Annotated in this window: 15 protein-coding genes; 9 read left to right on the top strand and 6 right to left on the bottom strand. The window is 62.4% G+C overall.

All coding sequences use genetic code 11. From position 1 onward, the window contains the following. Nucleotides 1–72 precede the first annotated feature (72 nt). Nucleotides 73–972, top strand: a complete 900-nt coding sequence (locus tag AC3WLP_RS17910) for a LysR family transcriptional regulator (RefSeq protein WP_014753541.1) — start codon at nucleotides 73–75, stop codon at nucleotides 970–972. A 49-nt stretch (nucleotides 973–1,021) separates the two neighbouring features. On the opposite strand, the gene AC3WLP_RS17905 is transcribed toward AC3WLP_RS17910, so the two are convergent. Continuing rightward, on the bottom strand, nucleotides 1,022–1,645 hold the full coding sequence (locus tag AC3WLP_RS17905; RefSeq protein ID WP_012052848.1) for a TetR/AcrR family transcriptional regulator: 624 nt from the start codon (nucleotides 1,643–1,645) through the stop codon (nucleotides 1,022–1,024). 129 nt (nucleotides 1,646–1,774) lie between these two features. On the opposite strand from AC3WLP_RS17905, the gene AC3WLP_RS17900 reads away from it, so the two are divergent. The 3 genes from AC3WLP_RS17900 (at nucleotide 1,775) to AC3WLP_RS17890 (ending at nucleotide 5,717) form a co-directional block, all read left to right on the top strand. Beyond that, on the top strand, nucleotides 1,775–3,457 hold the full coding sequence (locus tag AC3WLP_RS17900) for an amidohydrolase (RefSeq protein WP_014860867.1): 1,683 nt from the start codon (nucleotides 1,775–1,777) through the stop codon (nucleotides 3,455–3,457). A 14-nt stretch (nucleotides 3,458–3,471) separates the two neighbouring features. Further along, nucleotides 3,472–4,629, top strand: coding sequence for an MFS transporter (locus tag AC3WLP_RS17895; RefSeq protein WP_103340276.1), 1,158 nt, complete (start codon nucleotides 3,472–3,474; stop codon nucleotides 4,627–4,629). Between the two features lie 110 nt (nucleotides 4,630–4,739). After that, nucleotides 4,740–5,717 carry a D-2-hydroxyacid dehydrogenase family protein gene (locus AC3WLP_RS17890; protein ID WP_012052851.1) on the top strand — a complete coding sequence of 326 codons (978 nt, stop codon included), beginning with the start codon at nucleotides 4,740–4,742 and terminating at the stop codon, nucleotides 5,715–5,717. A 24-nt stretch (nucleotides 5,718–5,741) separates the two neighbouring features. On the opposite strand, the gene AC3WLP_RS17885 is transcribed toward AC3WLP_RS17890, so the two are convergent. After that, entirely contained in the window at nucleotides 5,742–6,227 is a 486-nt protein-coding gene (locus AC3WLP_RS17885) for a hypothetical protein (RefSeq protein ID WP_088512769.1), read from the bottom strand. 142 nt (nucleotides 6,228–6,369) lie between these two features. Between AC3WLP_RS17885 and AC3WLP_RS17880 the strand changes: the two genes are divergently transcribed. Beyond that, a complete protein-coding gene (locus tag AC3WLP_RS17880) occupies nucleotides 6,370–7,365 on the top strand; it encodes a 5'-nucleotidase (protein WP_012052853.1) in 996 nt (331 codons plus the stop codon). A gap of 113 nt (nucleotides 7,366–7,478) precedes the next feature. Here the strand turns inward: AC3WLP_RS17880 and AC3WLP_RS17875 are convergent, their stop codons facing one another. Further along, the gene (locus AC3WLP_RS17875; protein ID WP_178085924.1) at nucleotides 7,479–7,637 is read right to left on the bottom strand and encodes a hypothetical protein; all 159 of its coding nucleotides are present in this window, start codon (nucleotides 7,635–7,637) and stop codon (nucleotides 7,479–7,481) included. Nucleotides 7,638–7,860: 223 nt separating this feature from the next. Between AC3WLP_RS17875 and AC3WLP_RS17870 the strand changes: the two genes are divergently transcribed. Together AC3WLP_RS17870 and AC3WLP_RS17865 are read left to right on the top strand one after the other, a co-directional pair. Then, entirely contained in the window at nucleotides 7,861–9,138 is a 1,278-nt protein-coding gene (locus AC3WLP_RS17870) for a bifunctional O-acetylhomoserine aminocarboxypropyltransferase/cysteine synthase (RefSeq protein ID WP_004575388.1), read from the top strand. 65 nt (nucleotides 9,139–9,203) lie between these two features. Next, complete coding sequence (locus tag AC3WLP_RS17865) at nucleotides 9,204–9,968, top strand: hypothetical protein (RefSeq protein ID WP_003250736.1); 765 nt, start codon at nucleotides 9,204–9,206, stop codon at nucleotides 9,966–9,968. Nucleotides 9,969–10,049: 81 nt separating this feature from the next. Here the strand turns inward: AC3WLP_RS17865 and AC3WLP_RS17860 are convergent, their stop codons facing one another. Then, entirely contained in the window at nucleotides 10,050–10,523 is a 474-nt protein-coding gene (locus AC3WLP_RS17860) for an anti-virulence regulator CigR family protein (RefSeq protein WP_012052855.1), read from the bottom strand. Between the two features lie 146 nt (nucleotides 10,524–10,669). Here AC3WLP_RS17860 and AC3WLP_RS17855 point away from each other — a divergent pair, with 146 nt between their 5' ends. Next, nucleotides 10,670–11,833: an AAA family ATPase gene (locus AC3WLP_RS17855; protein WP_012052856.1), complete on the top strand. Its 1,164-nt coding sequence runs from the start codon at nucleotides 10,670–10,672 to the stop codon at nucleotides 11,831–11,833. 28 nt (nucleotides 11,834–11,861) lie between these two features. Here AC3WLP_RS17855 and AC3WLP_RS17850 read toward each other — a convergent pair whose 3' ends face one another. After that, entirely contained in the window at nucleotides 11,862–12,518 is a 657-nt protein-coding gene (locus tag AC3WLP_RS17850; protein WP_047603956.1) for an HD domain-containing protein, read from the bottom strand. Between the two features lie 253 nt (nucleotides 12,519–12,771). Here AC3WLP_RS17850 and AC3WLP_RS17845 point away from each other — a divergent pair, with 253 nt between their 5' ends. Then, nucleotides 12,772–15,183, top strand: coding sequence for a TonB-dependent siderophore receptor (locus AC3WLP_RS17845; RefSeq protein WP_088512770.1), 2,412 nt, complete (start codon nucleotides 12,772–12,774; stop codon nucleotides 15,181–15,183). Between the two features lie 39 nt (nucleotides 15,184–15,222). Here the strand turns inward: AC3WLP_RS17845 and glsB are convergent, their stop codons facing one another. Next, nucleotides 15,223–16,131, bottom strand: coding sequence for a glutaminase B (gene glsB, locus AC3WLP_RS17840; protein WP_088512771.1), 909 nt, complete (start codon nucleotides 16,129–16,131; stop codon nucleotides 15,223–15,225). Nucleotides 16,132–16,435: the final 304 nt, after the last annotated feature.

Genomic DNA, 16,435 nt, shown 5'->3' with positions numbered 1-16,435 from the left:
CAAATGCTACGATCCGTTTAAAATGCGCACTAGACTGCATTTTTGCGAACCACCTTTGCTCGAGAGGCACAAATGGACTTCAGTGGCAGATCCGGCGAGATGGAGATTTTTGTCAAGGTGGCGCAAGCGGGCAGCCTGTCTGCTGCCGCCCGAGCGCTAGGCCTGACGCCCTCGGCGGTCAGCCGCATTCTCGCCCGCACCGAACAGCGCCTGGGTACCCGCCTGCTGCTGCGCACGACCCGGGCGCTCACCCTCACCCCCGAGGGAGAGGCCTACCTGCGCGGCGCACGGCGGGTGCTGGCGGACATGCTGGAAGTGGAAGAAGCCATCACTGACCAAGGCGTGCCACGCGGGCGCTTGCGGGTCAGCGCTGCGCTGGGCCATGCCCGGTTGACCGTAGTGCCGCTGCTGGCGGCCTTCAGCGCACGCTACCCGCAAGTGCTGGTTGACCTGACCCTCAGCGACGAGGTGGCTGACATTCTCGGCGGCCAGGCCGACGTGGCACTGCGCTTCGGTCACCTGCCGGACAGCTCGTTGAGCGCTCGCGCCATTGGCGAGACCGGCCAGGTAGTGGTGGCCTCGCCCGATTACCTGCAACGCCACGGTACCCCGCTTGCACCTGAAGACCTGGCCCGGCACAACTGCCTGCGCTTCAACTTCCGCCGCGCGATGCCCGACTGGCCGTTTCACCGCGACGGGCATACGTTCTCACTGAAGGTTAAAGGGAATATCGAATGCAGCAGCGGCGAAGCGCTGGCACAGCTGGCCAGGCTGGGCGCCGGCGTGGCGCGTATCGGCACCTTTACCGTGGCCGATGACCTGGCCAACGGGCAACTGGTGCCGTTGCTGGAGGCTTACAACCCGGGTGATCGGGAACCGATTCATGCGGTGTTCGTCGGCGGCCCGGCGATGCCGGCGCGGGTGCGGGTGTTTGTGGATTTTCTGGTGGAACAGCTATCTGACGGCCTGTAGGGTCGGCCTCATGTCGCGACAGGGCCGCCCACGCGCGCCCTGATCAGTCTCATCGCGCTTGCATGCCGGCCAGGATAAAGCCCATGAACCGCCGCACATCCGCCCGGTGTGCCGTCATGTCCAGCGGCTCGCGGCTGCAAAGGCGCAGCAACTGAAGGTGCCCGTAATCGTTGATCAGGAACGCCGCATAGCCCACGTCCAGCCCAGCCGCCAGCCTGCCGCTGTCGCACAAGTCCTGTAGCAGGCATTTCAACTCGTTGACCAACGCGTCGTTGACGCGCCTGTACGCATCCGGCACGCCCTGCTGCTCAGCCCCCAGCAACGGCAGCAACGGCGGCAATATCTCGCGCCAGAGCGGTGCAGGCAGCACCTCGAATGCGTAATCGGTCAAGTGCGCTTCGTAGCAGCACAGGGCCTCCAGCGCATCGTCGAATTCCGGCAGGCGCCGCCGGGCTTCGGTCACCGCCCGGTGGTCGGCCTCGCGGAGCTTCTCCAGCAAAATTTCCTGCTTGCTGCCGAAATAAGCAAACACCGTGGGCACCGACACTGCGGCCAAGCGCGCGATCTGCTCCATGGTGGTGGTCTGGTAACCCTGCGTTTCAAACAGGCCTAGCGCCGTTCGGCTGATGGTTTCACGACGCATCGCCTTCTGCTGCTCGCGCAGTCCGCTCACATTCACACCTTTTTCGAATCGTACACGTCGGCGCACAGCATAACGCAAAGCTGCGCCGTAAAAATATTTTATTGACTAAAAGTTTTAATGAACTCAAAACTAATGCTCCATTCTGACCTGGGAGTTGCCATGTCCACCGCCGCAGACCTCATTATTCACAATGCCCGCATCTACACGGTCGACCCGCACAGGCCTTGGGCTGAGGCGGTGGCCATCTGCGGCGAACGCATCGTTTGCGTGGGCGACCACGGCAGCGTCATGGCATACGCCGGCCCTGCCACACGCCTGCTGGATGCCGGCGGCAAACTGGTGCTGCCGGGCTTCGTCGAGTCTCACTGGCATTTTTCCTCTACCGCCTTTGCCTTTCAGGCGCTGGTCAACCATACCGACCCGCTACAGGTGCTGGCCCTGCTCCAGGCCTACGTCGAGGCCAACCCCTGTGAAAAAGCCATTACCGGCATGGGCTGGATCCAGCCATTGATGCCTGGGCATATGTTGCGCCGCGAAGTACTGGATGCCATCTGTGCGGACAAGCCCGTGTGCCTGCTGTCCACCGACTATCACACCATGTGGGTCAACAGCTTCGCCCTGAACGCTGCCGGGATCGACCGCAACACCCCGCCAGTAGAAGAGGGCGCCAGCTGGTTCGAAAAGGACCCGATCACCGGCGAGCCCACGGGTGTGATCATTGACTGCGCCGCCTATTCGCTGCTGATGCAACGTCTGAGCGAAGCCGGCTACCTACCGACAGGCATCGACCTGTACCTGCGCTCGATTCCTTTTTGGCAAGAGAAACTGGTGGCGGCCGGGATTACCACGGTATTCGATGCCGGGTTCCTCGACCCCGCTGGCGACCAGTCGCTGCTGTATGAAACCCTGCAGCAACTGGAGCGTGAGGAGCGCCTGAAACTGCGGGTGGTCGGCAGCTACATCAACATGGGCACCGAGGACGATCCGGTCACGCGGCTGCAGGCCATGCGCGAACGCTACGACTCGCCGCTGGTCAAGGCGCAGACCCTCAAGCTGATGCTGGACGGGACCGAGCTGAACCACACCGCGTTCCTGCTCGAGCCCTATTGCGACAAGCCACACAGCTGCGGGTCGACGACCATGCCCGAGGAAGTGTTCGAGGGCCATGTGCGCAAGGCCGACGCCCTCGGTATCGACGTGATGGTGCATGCAGTGGGCGATGCCGCCGTGCGCATGGCGCTGGACGTGTTCGAGCGCACGTTCTCCAGCAATCCGCCCCGCGACCGTCGTCACGTCATCACTCACGCCTTTCTCACCCACCCCGACGACATACCGCGCTTTCGCCGTATCGGCGTCATGGCCAACACCCAGTTGCAGTGGGGCGTGGTCGATGCCTACGCCGAGGCCATCCAGCAGACCTATGGCTACCCACGCTGGGCGTCGATGTATAAATTCCGCAGCTTCATCGACCAAGGTGTGACCGTGTCCATCGGCATGGACGGCCTGGTGTGCCAATGCCGATGCCAGCACAAGCCGGTGGAACACATCGAATCGGGCCACACCCGCCAGCTTAGTGGCGAACCCGATGCCCCTGTGATGCCCGATGCCGACGAGCGCCTGAGTATCCCGCAACTGATCGCCGCCTATACCCTCAACGGTGCATACCAACTGGGCCTGGAACGGGAAATCGGTTCGATCACCGTTGGCAAGCGTGCCGACATCATCGTGCTGGAGCAGGACCTGTTCGAACTGGACCGCTACCAGATCGGCAATACCGAAGTAGCGCTGACCGTAATGAACGGCCGCATCACCCACGACGCAGGTACCCTGCCCCGCGCCTGACCCCGGACCCGACCATGCACAACAATAACAACACCCTGCTTCTGCGTGCTGCGCTGATCTACATCGCCGCCACGGCCTTGATCATCATTGGCGTACAACCCATCTTCATCGGCCTGCTGGCCGAGCGGTTGCATCTGGACCTTAGCCAACAGGGCTGGGTACTTTCCAGTGAAATGAGCGGAACACTGCTCGGCTGCCTGCTGCTATCAATACCAAGACGTCATCCAAGTGGCCGTGGGCTGTACCTGGCGGCAGCCTTTGCAGCGCTGATGTTGAACCTCCTCAGCGCTGCGCTGGACACTTTGACGAACCTGATTCTGTGCCGTTTTGCCTGTGGTATCGCTGCGGGCCTGCTGTATGCCGGGTCGATCAGCGGGCTTGGCCGGCTGCCGGGCCAGGATCGCTCGTACGGCCTGTCGCTGCTGATTCAAACCGCTGTCTTTGCCCTGTACGCGACCTGTCTGCCACAACTGGCAGAGCAGTTCGGTCACCGCACGGCGATTGCATCACTGGGTTTCTGGTTCGTGCTGGTCGCTATGGCTGCGTTGTTCATTCCGGTACGGCTGCAGCGTGTAACCCCCGTGCGCCTGGCGCAGCCAGGCCGCGGCTCAGCGATTATCGGGCGCTACGCCCTGCTGGGGATGCTGTGCCTGCAGTTGGCGATCTATTCGTTGTGGGGGTTTGTCGAACAGTTGGCGCGCGAACGTGGCATCGAGGCGGTGGATGTGGGCTGGGCGTTCGGGCTGGGAATACTGGGTGGCTTGCCTGGCGGCGCCCTGCCCAGCCTGCTGGGCGCACGGGTGAGCCGCGGCCCGATGATCGGCCTGGGCTCGCTGATAGTGCTTGTGTCAATCACCCTGCTGGCGCGCTATACACATGACGCCGATCAGCTGTGCATGGCACTGTTTCTGATGAACTTCGGCTGGGTGCTGGCGCTAACCTACTACATGGGGGCAATTGCCACCAATGACCCACGCGGCACGTTGACACCCTGGGTCAGTGCGCTGCAACTGGGGGCCGCGGCGGCAGCGCCGGCGTTAGTGGCGTTGCAGCAACAGAGCGCCGGGCGGGAAATGATCTTTGCCAGTGCAGGGACGGCGGTGGTGTTGGGGTGCGTGCTGAAGAGCGTGGCCGGCGTGGTTCATCGGCGGGCAGTTCGTGAAGCTGCTTGATGGCGCGCATGAGCCGGTGATGGTGTGCGACGACTGCAGCCCGATCTGACACCGAAACCGCCCGTTAGGTTATCTTCGACACTTCACTGTACCGACCGGGTCAGACCAACATGCGTATTGTCATTCCCGACGACTACCAGGATGTAATCCGTACGCTCGATTGCTTCGGCAAGCTGAGCGGGCATGCTGTCAGCGTCCTTCATGAGCTCCCGCCTGCCACGCTGGAACAACTTGCCGCACGTTTTGCCGATGCCGACGCCCTGGTACTCACCCGCGAACGCACACGCATCGACGCTGCCTTGCTCGACCGCCTGCCCAACCTCAAGCTGATCAGCCAGACCGGCAAGGTGTCCAGCCACCTCGACCTGGCTGCCTGCACCGCGCGCGGCATTGCCGTGACCGAGGGACGCGGATCGCCGGTAGCGCCTGCCGAACTGGCCTGGGCGCTGATCCTCAATGCCCGCCGGCAACTGGTGCCGGCCATTGATGCCTTCCGCCAAGGCCAATGGCAGGTCAACCTGGGCCAGGCGCTGGCCGGGCAGACGCTGGGCATCTGGGGCTATGGCAAGATCGGCCAGCGCCTGGCGCGTTATGCGCAGGCTTTCGACATGCCCGTGCTGGTGTGGGGCAGCGACAGCAGCCGCGCCGCAGCCAAAGCCCATGGCCACGCTGCTGCCGCCTCGCGTGAGGCGTTTTTTGCCGAGGCGGATATTGTCAGCCTGAACCTGCGCCTTTCGGATCAGACACGCCATGGAGTGACCTTCGACGACCTGTCCCACATGAAGCCCGACGCCTTGCTGGTGAACGTCAGCCGCGCGGAACTGATTGCACCAGGCGCATTACTGCAGGCATTGGATGTCGGGCGGCCGGGCTACGCGGCGGTGGATGTTTATGAGGAGGAGCCGTTACTCGACCCGGCCCATCCACTGCTGCGCCACCCACGTGTACTCAGCACGCCCCACCTGGGGTATGTGGAGAAGAACGGCTACGAGCTGTACTTCGGTGACGCCTTCGACAATGTGCTGGCGTTTTTCGAAGGGGTGCCGAAGAACGTCGCCAACCCGCAAGCTTTGGCACTTCAACGCTGAACCCAGTGCAGCCTTGAGGTTGCACTACCCAAGCAGGTGCAGCCCCAGCGTAAACACAGCCACGGCCAAGGCGACCAACGACACTCCATGACGTTCCAGGTACGCGGGCCAACCGGCTGCTGACTGCGCCACGCATTGACATTGGCGCTCAGCCAGGCCGGTCAAGCGCGTCTCCACACTGTCCACACGGTCTGCCTGGGTGCTCGCTGCCAGCGCGAGCTTCTTCAGTGCCGTGGTCACCGTGATGGACAGCCCCTCCCGAGCCTGATTGCTGGCGGCCAGTTGCTGCTGGCACTGCTCAAGGTGCTTGCGAATCGCCCCTTCCTTCTGCACACGGGCCAGGGTAGTTGCCACGAGCTTTTTATTCAGCGCCTCGATACTGGCCTGCAGTGCGTCATGCCCGGTGGCCTGCTGGGCCGACGCGTCTGCCTCATCGTGGGGCTCGTGCATCGTGTTTCCATTCGCCTCGGCAAGCGGAGTCAGGGTGCCGTGTTCATGTAGCTGGTTCATCAATCACTGTCCGGATACTGCGGTAAGGGGCGAGAAGCTATCAAAATGACATCAACGGATCCACTGCTCAGTCGCGCAATTGACGGCTTTCGTCAGAACGTGCGCGTACACTTGCCTTCATGCCACTCGCAGGAGCCGCTTCATGCCCTACCCCATTGAAGAAAAACTGGTCATCGGCGTTGCCTCGAGTGCGCTGTTCGACCTCTCCGTTTCCGATGACATCTACCAGACACAAGGTGTCGAGGCTTACCGCCAACACCAGGAGCAGAACCTGGACGAGCCGTTCCCCAGTGGGGTGGCGCTCCCGTTCATTCGCCGCTTCCTGAGCATCAACAAGGCGTTCCCCGACCAGTTGCCGGTGGAAGTGGTGCTGCTCTCGCGCAACTCGCCGGAAACCGGCCTGCGGGTATTCCGCTCCATCAGCCACTATCAGTTGGACATCACCCGCGCGGCATTCATGTCGGGCCGCTCGCCCTACGAATACATCCCGGCGTTCAATGCCTCGCTGTTCCTCAGCGCCAACGAGGAAGATGTGCAAAAGGCCATCGACGCCAACTACCCTGCCGGGCGTGTACTGCCTACGCGCATCTACGACGATGAAATCGACACTGAGCTGCGGGTGGCCTTCGACTTCGATGGCGTGATTGCCGACGACGAGGCAGAGCGTGTTTACAAGCGCAACGACAACCTGGACGACTTTCAGGAACACGAGCGCATGCACAAGGGCACCCCGCATTCGCCGGGGCCACTGGCAGACCTTTACCGCAAGCTTTCGCGGATACGCATGCTGGAGGACCGCAAGCTGGCCGAGGACCCGACGTACCAGCGGATTCTGCGCATTGCCATCGTCACGGCGCGCAACGCGCCTTCGCACGAGCGAGTAGTGACAACCTTGAAGGATTGGGGCGTATCCCCGGATGAGTGCTTTTTTCTAGGCGGTATGGATAAACCCAGGGTGTTGTCGATATTGAAGCCGCATGTGTTTTTCGACGACCAGCGCACGCACCTGCAATCGCCAGCGGGAAACCTGCCGATGGTGCATGTACCGTTTGGGGTGGCGAATAGAGTGAGCTCGCCTCAGGAACCAGACCTGCAGCAGGATCAACTGCCGATCAGCGCATCATCCTGCATGCCCTAAAGCGCAAACACCGGCGCTGTGCCACCCGCGGTTCGGGCGACCAAGGGGGTGCGCCGGTGCCGGGTACGCGCTTGCAACCCGGCCGAGATGGCGCGGTCCATCGCGGGGTCAAATTAGCGCGGGCCGCCACCCTGATGGCCACCAAAACCACCGCCGTGGCCACCCCCACCATGACCACCGCCACCACCCGGTGGCATGAAAATCCAGCAACCCGACAAGGCGGATACCAGCGCCGCCACCAAGGCTGCGCGCAAAAGGTTTTTCGACTTCATTGAAACGCTCCACAAGGCTAGATCTGCTGCCTGCCTTAGCTGATTGGGCAGCGACAGGATTCTAGAGCTGCGGTGTGATGGCACAGGGAAACTTTGCATATCTTTACTGTCGAGTCAGTGGCCGCAAACGCCGCGCAGGGACCACCAGAATGATCCTCCTTGACCCACGCCCGCTCGCCGCCGCATGCTCGAACGCTTCCACCCACGCTCAAGGAACGATTGCATGAAGCTGGAAACGCTTGCCATCCATGCGGGCTTCAGCCCCGACCCGACCACCAAGGCGGTGGCCGTACCGATCTACCAGACCACCTCCTTCGCCTTCGACGACACCCAGCACGGCGCCGACCTGTTTGACCTGAAGGTTGCCGGCAACATCTATTCGCGCATCATGAACCCCACCAACGACGTGCTCGAGCAGCGCATGGCCGCCCTGGAAGGTGGGGTTGGCGCGCTGGCCGTAGCCTCGGGCATGGCGGCTATCACCTACGCCATCCAGACCGTCGCCGAAGCCGGCGACAATATCGTCTCGGTGGCCAAGCTGTACGGCGGCACCTACAACCTGCTGGCGCACACCCTGCCACGCATGGGAATCCACACCCGCTTCGCGGCCCATGACGATATCGCCGCCCTCGAAGCGCTGATCGACGCGCGTACCAAAGCGGTATTCTGCGAGTCCATCGGCAATCCCGCCGGCAATATCGTTGATATCGCTGCGCTGGCCGAGGCCGCCCACCGCCACGGGGTGCCGCTGATCGTCGACAATACCGTGGCCACCCCGGTGCTGTGCCGACCGTTCGAGCACGGCGCCGATATCGTCGTGCACTCGCTGACCAAGTACATCGGCGGTCACGGCACCAGCATCGGCGGCATCGTCATCGACTCCGGCAAATTCCCCTGGGCCGAAAACAAGGAACGCTTCGCCCTGCTCAACACCCCCGACCCGTCCTACCACGGCGTCACCTACACCGAAGCTTTCGGGCCTGCCGCCTTCATCGGCCGCTGCCGTGTGGTGCCCTTGCGCAACACCGGCGCCGCGCTGTCGCCATTCAACGCCTTCCTGATCCTGCAAGGCCTGGAAACCCTGGCCCTGCGCATGGAGCGCCATACCGAGAACGCGCTAAAGGTCGCCCATTACCTGCAAGCCCACGAGCAAGTGGCCTGGGTGAAGTTCGCCGGGCTGCCCGACCACCCCGAACATGAACTGGCCCAGCGCTACACCGGCGGCAAGCCGGCGTCGATCCTGTCGTTCGGTATCAAGGGTGGTCAGGCGGCTGGCGCGCGCTTCATCGATGCATTGCAGTTGGTGGTACGCCTGGTGAACATCGGCGACGCCAAGTCACTGGCCTGCCACCCCGCGTCCACTACTCACCGTCAGCTCAACGACGAGGAACTGGAGAAGGCCGGCGTGCCACGGGACATGGTGCGCCTGTCGATCGGCATCGAACACAGTGACGACATCATCGCCGACCTGGCCCAGGCCTTGGAGGCCAGCCGCGGCTGATTCCTCCGCGCCCTACCCCATGTCGAAGGCGGGCGCACCTTCATCAAGCGTGGGATGTACCCGCAATGACCCTGTTTTACCTGAAACTCACCATCACCCCCCTGCTGATGTGGGCCATCTCCCTCGCCTCCCGGCGCTGGGGCGGCCTGCTAGGCGGATTGCTGTCCGGCCTGCCGATCACCTCGGCGCTGGTGATGACCTTCCTGTGCCTGGAACAGGGCACGGCCTTCGCCCTGGGCGCATTGCCCGGCGCACTGGGCGGCCTGGCGGCGGTGCAGGCCACCTACACCGTCTACCTGCTGGCCACGCGCACACTCGGCATCGCCGTGGCCGTACTGCTGGCGTTGCTGTTCTATGGCCTGGCCGCCTATGCCTTTACCCACTGGGGCAGCCTGTACCTGTCGATTGCAGTGGCGTTGGTACTGATCGGCGTGCTGATCCGCGCCAGCGGCCGCGAGCCCAAACCTGATACCTTGGCCCGCCCCCGGCACCGGCACTGGGAAATCCCGTTGCGCATGGTATCTGCCACTTCCCTGCTGATGATCACCACCAGCCTGGCCAGTTGGCTGGGCCCGGCGACCAGCGGGATGCTGGCGCCGATTCCGGTGATTGCCTGGCCACTGGTGGTGTTCGCCCATGTGCAGGGCGGGCGAGCCGGGATGGCGGCGATGGTGCGGGGGAATGCGATCGGCGCGGTGGGGGTGATTGCGTTCTATCTGGTATTGGCGGGGCTGCTGGAAACGTGGGGCGTTGGCGTTACCATCGGGCTGGCCATGCTGTGCGCTGTGGTGCTGACCCTTGGGCTGGCCGCGGTGTTGCGGCGGCGTTGATAGGCCGTTGGGCTGCTGCGCAGCCCATCGCAGGCACGCCAACGCCTGCAGGGACCGAGCGGACTGCTCGCACCTGCGGCCTTAGTCGAACGCCCCGTTCAACACCTCATAAATGATCCCGGTCGCCACGGCGACCAGAATCAGGTCTGCGCCCGCTTGCATCCACTCATACCCGTCGTAGTGAGGCAGCTGCCCCAACAGACGGCCATCCAGTTTCTTGGCGATACCAGGTGGCAGGGGCTTGCCGCGGGCCAGGTTCTTCTGAATACCTGGAGGCAATGCCGGGCCCGGGCTCCAGTAGTTGCGGTGGCCACCGAGGATGCCCAGTACATCGCCACGGTCGATGGACGGGCCGCCGTGCCAGTCATTGCCGCCGACGCTCTGCTTGTGGCCGCCCGAATTGCCCTGGCCCTGGGCGTGCGGCGCCTGGCCCTTGCCGTGCCCCTGACCTTGGCCCTGGCCTTTGCCATTACCCGGGTCGGCGAGCACCGGGCCAGAGGCCAAGGCCACCGCCAATGAGGTGACAACGGCTGTCATGATTGTTGATCTGGCCATGTGAGCATCCTTTGCGAGAGAGGTTGCCCCACACTATAGACGGTGCGCACGCCTGCTTCACTTGCAACCGCCTCAGCAGGGATGGCTGACAAGGGAGGCACGCTTCGGCCACAATCGGTCGCCTGGTCCACGCTGGGAAGCACTGCATGCTCACTACCCTCGCCATCGGCAACTACCGCTCGATCAACCACCTGGTGCTGCCGCTGAGCCAACTCAACCTGGTGACCGGTGCCAACGGCAGCGGCAAATCCAACCTGTACAAGGCGCTGCGCCTGCTGGCCGAAACCGCACAGGGCGGTGTGGTCGAAGCCCTCGCCCGTGAAGGCGGGCTGGATTCGACCTGGTGGGCCGGCCCAGAAACCAGCGCACGAATGCGGCGCGGCGAAGTGCCCATCCAAGGCCAGCATCCGAGCGAAGTCAGGCGCCTGCGCCTGGGCTTTGCCACCGAAGACCTCGGTTTTGCCATCACCCTCGGCCTGCCAATTCCCCTGCCGTATCCGAGCGCGTTCATGCTCGACCCTGAAATAAAGTGCGAGGCCATCTGGGGCGCTGGCGCCTATCGCCCCTCTTCCTTGCTGGTCGAGCGCAAGAATGCCCTGGTGCGGGCCCGCGAGGGTAACCGCTGGGCAGTGCTCGATCAGCATGCTGACAGCGGCGAGAGCTTTTTCAACATCGTCGGCCGGCCACGCCAGGCACCGGAAATCGGTGACCTGCGCGCGTTCATCAACAGCTGGCGGTTTTACGATCACTTCCGGATTGACCGTGATGCGCCTTGCCGTCAACCCCAACTGGGCACTCGCTCGCCGGTACTGCATCACGACGGGCGCAACCTTGCCTCGGCGTTGCAGACCATTATCGAAATTGGCGATGTGGAGGATCTGGTGGAAGCGCTGAATGACGCGTTTCCCGGCAGCCGTCTGGAGGTCAATGCGCCACCTGGCGGGCTGTTCAGTGTACGGCTGCACCAGCACGGTCTTTTGCGCCCGCTCGAGGGTGCTGAATTGTCAGACGGCACCCTGCGTTATCTTCTGCTGATGGCCGCCCTGCTCACACCACGGCCGCCATCGCTGATGGTCTTGAACGAACCGGAAACCAGTCTGCACGCGGACCTGCTCCCGGCCTTGGCGCGGCTGATCATTCGTGCATCACGCCGTAGCCAGGTTTGGGTGGTATCGCACAGTGCGCCATTAATCAACGCGCTGGCAGCCTGTGACGGGTGCAATGTGCTAGAGCTGGAAAAAATACAAGGGCAAACCCAGCTGCGGGGGGTTGGGTTGCTGGATGAGCCGCTGTGGCGCTGGGCTGACTGAATTCAAGGACGGTATGAGCCCGGCATGACTAACCGGCCCCGGTAATCTCGTCCATGAACTGGGTAAGAAAGGTTTCAAGCCGGGTATGACGCTCGGCAGCAAGGCGAGCCCCTTCTTGGGTCTTAAAGCCCGAAGCGAGCTTGAGCAGTTTGGTCTGGAAGTGCTCGATGGCATACGCCCCGTCCTGGTACGCCCTCTGCTGCGCGAAAGGATTCTCGACGTCATAGAGCGCCGACCCCATTCGCCCGGCGACGTAAAAACACCGGGCAATACCCACCGCGCCTATGGCGTCAAGCCGGTCACTGTCCTGAAGGATGCAGGCCTCACGTGTCAGCGGTTCGAACCCCGCCGAGTAACTGTGCGTTTTGATCGCATGCACTACCTGCTCAACACGCCCACTCGGCCAGCCCATCTCAGCAAGGACTGATGCAGCCTTGTTCGCCGATAACGTCGAGGCCTGCCCACGTAACGGCGAATGCTTTTCCACCGCCACACAGTCGTGCAGCACCGTCGCCGCAAGCAAGATTTCAAGGTCGCCACCCTCTACCCGCTGAATCCGGTGCGCATTGACCCACACGCGCTGAATATGGGCCAAGTCGTGGGAGCCATCACGCTGGTCGGACGGCAGATACTTCAGCAAGTCAGTGGCAAGGCTCTGATAAGGGGCAAACGCTTGGCGGGTCATCTTCGGTAGGTTCCATTTCCGGTGAATGCGCGGGGTCACGGGCGCCGTCCGGACACTGCCTGGGCAAGTACCGAGAGCCTGCATGTCGGTTTCAAAGCCTGTACAGCACTGGCAGGAGCAGCCTTGTGCTGCGATGAGGATATTACTGCCAAAGTAGATCCTCAGCCCTATCTGCACCTTGCTACTAAGTATTTCCGTCAACAACACGTTTGTTACTGGGAGCACTTGTATTCGATCAGCAAGGAGTCAATGGATGTCCGCTCGCTTTTCCTCCCCCGCCACCCGTATTCGCCAAACCGCGCTAGCGGTCAGCTTCGCGGGCTCGCTGCTGGGCACTGCACATGCCTGGGTCGAGCCTGTGGGTTACAGCATCCCGGCAGGGTCATTGGCTCACGCACTCGACCAGTTTGCCGACGCCAGCGGGGCAGTCATCAGTTTCAGCCATGAAGCAGTCGCAGGCTTGCACAGCAAAGGGCTGAACGGCAATTACGCGCTGCATCAGGCGTTGGCAGAACTGCTGCAAGGCAGTGGCTTGCAGGTGCAGGCAGCGGGCGACAAGCACTTCATGCTGGTCAGCGCTGAGCAGGATGGCGCCATGGAGCTTGCGGCAACCACCGTCTCCAGCATGGCCCTGGGTGCCACCACCGAAGGCACCGGCAGCTACACCACCGGCTCGGTCAATACCGCAACCGGGCTGCGGCTGTCTGCACGCGAGACACCCCAATCGGTCAGCGTGGTCACCCGCCAGCAGATTGAAGACCAGAACCTGAACGATGTTGCCCAGGTGCTTGAACAGACACCAGGCGTGGTCGTTGACAGCATGGGGCCCGCCGGAAGCGACGCCAACCATATCTACGTGCGCGGCTTCGAGGTCGGCAGCATCCAGGTGGACGGCATCAACCGCCCCGATACCTTTGGCTTCAGGGACGACCTCTCCGACATGGTGTCCTATGACCGGGTAGAGGTAGTGCGCGGTGCCACGGGCCTGATGTCCGGCACTGGCGACCCGGGCGCCACCGTCAACCTGATCCGCAAGAAGCCGACCCTGGAAACACAACGCAAGCTGACCTTGAAAGCGGGCTCGTGGGACAACTACCGCACCGAGCTGGACGTTTCTGGCAAGTTGACGCAAAGCGGCAATGTTCGCGGGCGCTTTGTCGCCTCCAATACCGACAGCCAGAGCTACGTCGACCGCCAATCGCTGGAACGGCAGGTGGCCTATGGGGTGCTGGAGTGGGACATCACCGACAGCACGATGCTGACAGCAGGTGCGGAATATCAGGAGATGGACAACGACGGGGCAGGTAACCACGGCTTCCCGATGTTCAATTCAGATGGCAGTCACTTCAGCCCCTCCCGCGCGTTCAATTCGGCTTCGGACTGGAGCTATCACAAGCGTCGCACCAAGACGGTATTCACTACGCTGGAGCATCAACTGGACAACGGCTGGCAGTTGAAACTGAATGCCGAACACAGCCGTCGCAGCTATGACGACGCCTTCGCCACCGCTGCCAGCGGCACCGTCAAGCCCGATGGCAGTGGCATCAGCACCTGGACGGGGCGTTGGGCCGGCGAGCCCCGGCAGACCTCGTTCGACCTGTCGGCGTCGGGCCCGTTCGCGCTGTTGTCACGCGAGCACCAGGCCTACCTCGGGGCCAGTCACTACCGCGCCTACTACCGCAACGACGGTTACCCACTGTGGGCGATCCAGACCATCGACAACATTTACACCTGGGACGGTTCGCTGGCGATACCAGACGCCATCCATGCCAAGTCCTCGGAAGATGCGCTGGATGAAACCCAGGACGGCCTGGTGGCTTCGGTACGCTGGAGCCTGGCCGATGACCTGTCGCTGATTACCGGGGCGCGGCTGATCGACTGGAAACGCGACGAAACCTCTACCACCCTGTCGTCCGGCGCGACAAGCCGCACCTCGCGTAGCGAAACCGGGGTCGTCACGCCCTACCTTGGCCTGGTGTATGACCTCAACGAGCACTGGTCGGCCTATGCCAGTTACACCACCATTTTCAAACCGCAGAGCAACAAGGATATCAACGGGACCTACCTGGACCCGTTGGAAGGCGTTAACTACGAGCTCGGTCTGAAGAGTGAGTTCTGGGACCAGCGCCTGACCGCGGCTTTCAGCGTTTTCGAGGTGCACCAGGACAACCTGGCGGTAGCCGACGGAAGCAACCTGGCGCCAGACGGCAACCAGGCCTACCGTGCCGAATCGGGTACCAAGACACGTGGTTTCGAGATGGAAATGGCGGGCGAGATTTTGCCTGATTGGCAGGTCTCGGCCAGCTACACCTATGCGGTGAGCAAGGATTCGGATGGCGACCGCCTGAACACTGAAATACCGCGAGACACCTTGAAACTGTTCACCAGCTACCGCCTGCCGACCCTGCCACAGTTGAAGGTAGGGGGTGGTGTGCGCTGGCAGGGTACCGAGTATTACAAGAGCGCCGGGCCCAACAACGAAACGTTCACCCAGGCCCCCTACAGTGTGGTCGACCTGATGGCTCAATATGCCTTCACGCCGCAGACCAGCGTTTCACTGAACCTCAACAACGTGTTGGACAAAACCTACTACACGGCGATTGGCGCGCGCGGCTGGTATGGCAGCCCACGCAGCGCCACGGCCACGTTGGTGTACGCGTTCTGACCCGCCAAGGCGACGCCTGATGGCCCCTGAGTTCGCAGATCAGAACACCGACCATCCGATCCGCGAACTGAGCAGCTCAAGCGCCGCCATCCCGGCCAAGGAGTTGCCCGCAGCGTTCAACTCTGGCGACCACACGCATACGGTAAATTGCCCCGGTACGATCGCCACGATCCCGCCACCCACGCCACTCTTGCCAGGCAAACCCACCCTGAAGGCGAAATTCCCCGCCTCGTCATACAGCCCGCTGGTGGCCATGATCGAGTTCACTTGTTGGGTCTGGCGCCGCGTCAGGATCTGCTCACCGCTGTGCTTACAGAACCCATCATTGGCCAGGAAGCAGAATGCCCGCGCCAGGTCCAGGCAGTTCATTTGCAGTGCGCAGTAACTGAAGTAACTGCGCAGCACCGTCTCGACTTCGTTATGGAAGTTGCCAAATGACTGCATCAGGTACGCCATGGCAGCGTTGCGCGCGCGAAACTGATATTCCGAATCAGCGACCCGGGTATTGATCGAGATGTGAGGGTTGCCTGAAAGCCGTCGGACAAAATCGCGCATCGACAACGTGGGGGCAGCGAAGCGCGACTGATTGATATCGCAGATCACCAATGCCCCTGCATTGATGAACGGGTTACGCGGCCGCCCGCGCTCGAACTCCAGCTGCACCAGCGAGTTGAACGGCTGCCCCGAAGGCTCATGCCCCAGCCGCTCCCAAATGGTTTCTCCCGAATGGCCAATGGCCTGAACCAGGCTGAACACCTTGGAAATGCTCTGCACCGAGAATGGCACCCGCGCGTCGCCTGCGCAGTGATAACTGCCATCGTTGCCATAGACAGCGATGCCCAGCTGGTTCGCCGGCACGTCCGCCAGCGCAGGAATGTAGTCAGCGACTTTGCCCTTGCCGATCAAGGGACGTACTTCTTCGAGAATCTCGTTCAACAGCGTTTGCATGGAAGGCCCTGTATCAATCCCCAGACGACGGCGAGGGGCAGTCTTCTTGACGAAGACTGAGCGGGAGAGATCACACATTCAGAAACAAATCACCGTCAGCGTCTTCATCACCCGGAAGCCTGACGACGCCAGCAGCGCATCAGGTCTTTTACAGGGCAACAGCTTGCTGCCGAGCGGCACAGCTTGACGCGACATTAGCGCCACGAAGTCTGCGATAAAAAAATTGGATATCTCATTAAAGAAATCCCGCAGGCGCTGCCCTGGACCATGGGATTACAGTCCGCCCCACGCCGTCGTCCGGCGG

This window comes from Pseudomonas sp. FW305-E2 (genome assembly GCF_058782925.1).
Note: the sequence above shows the minus strand (reverse complement) of the source record. Positions and strands in the feature narration are given on the sequence as shown.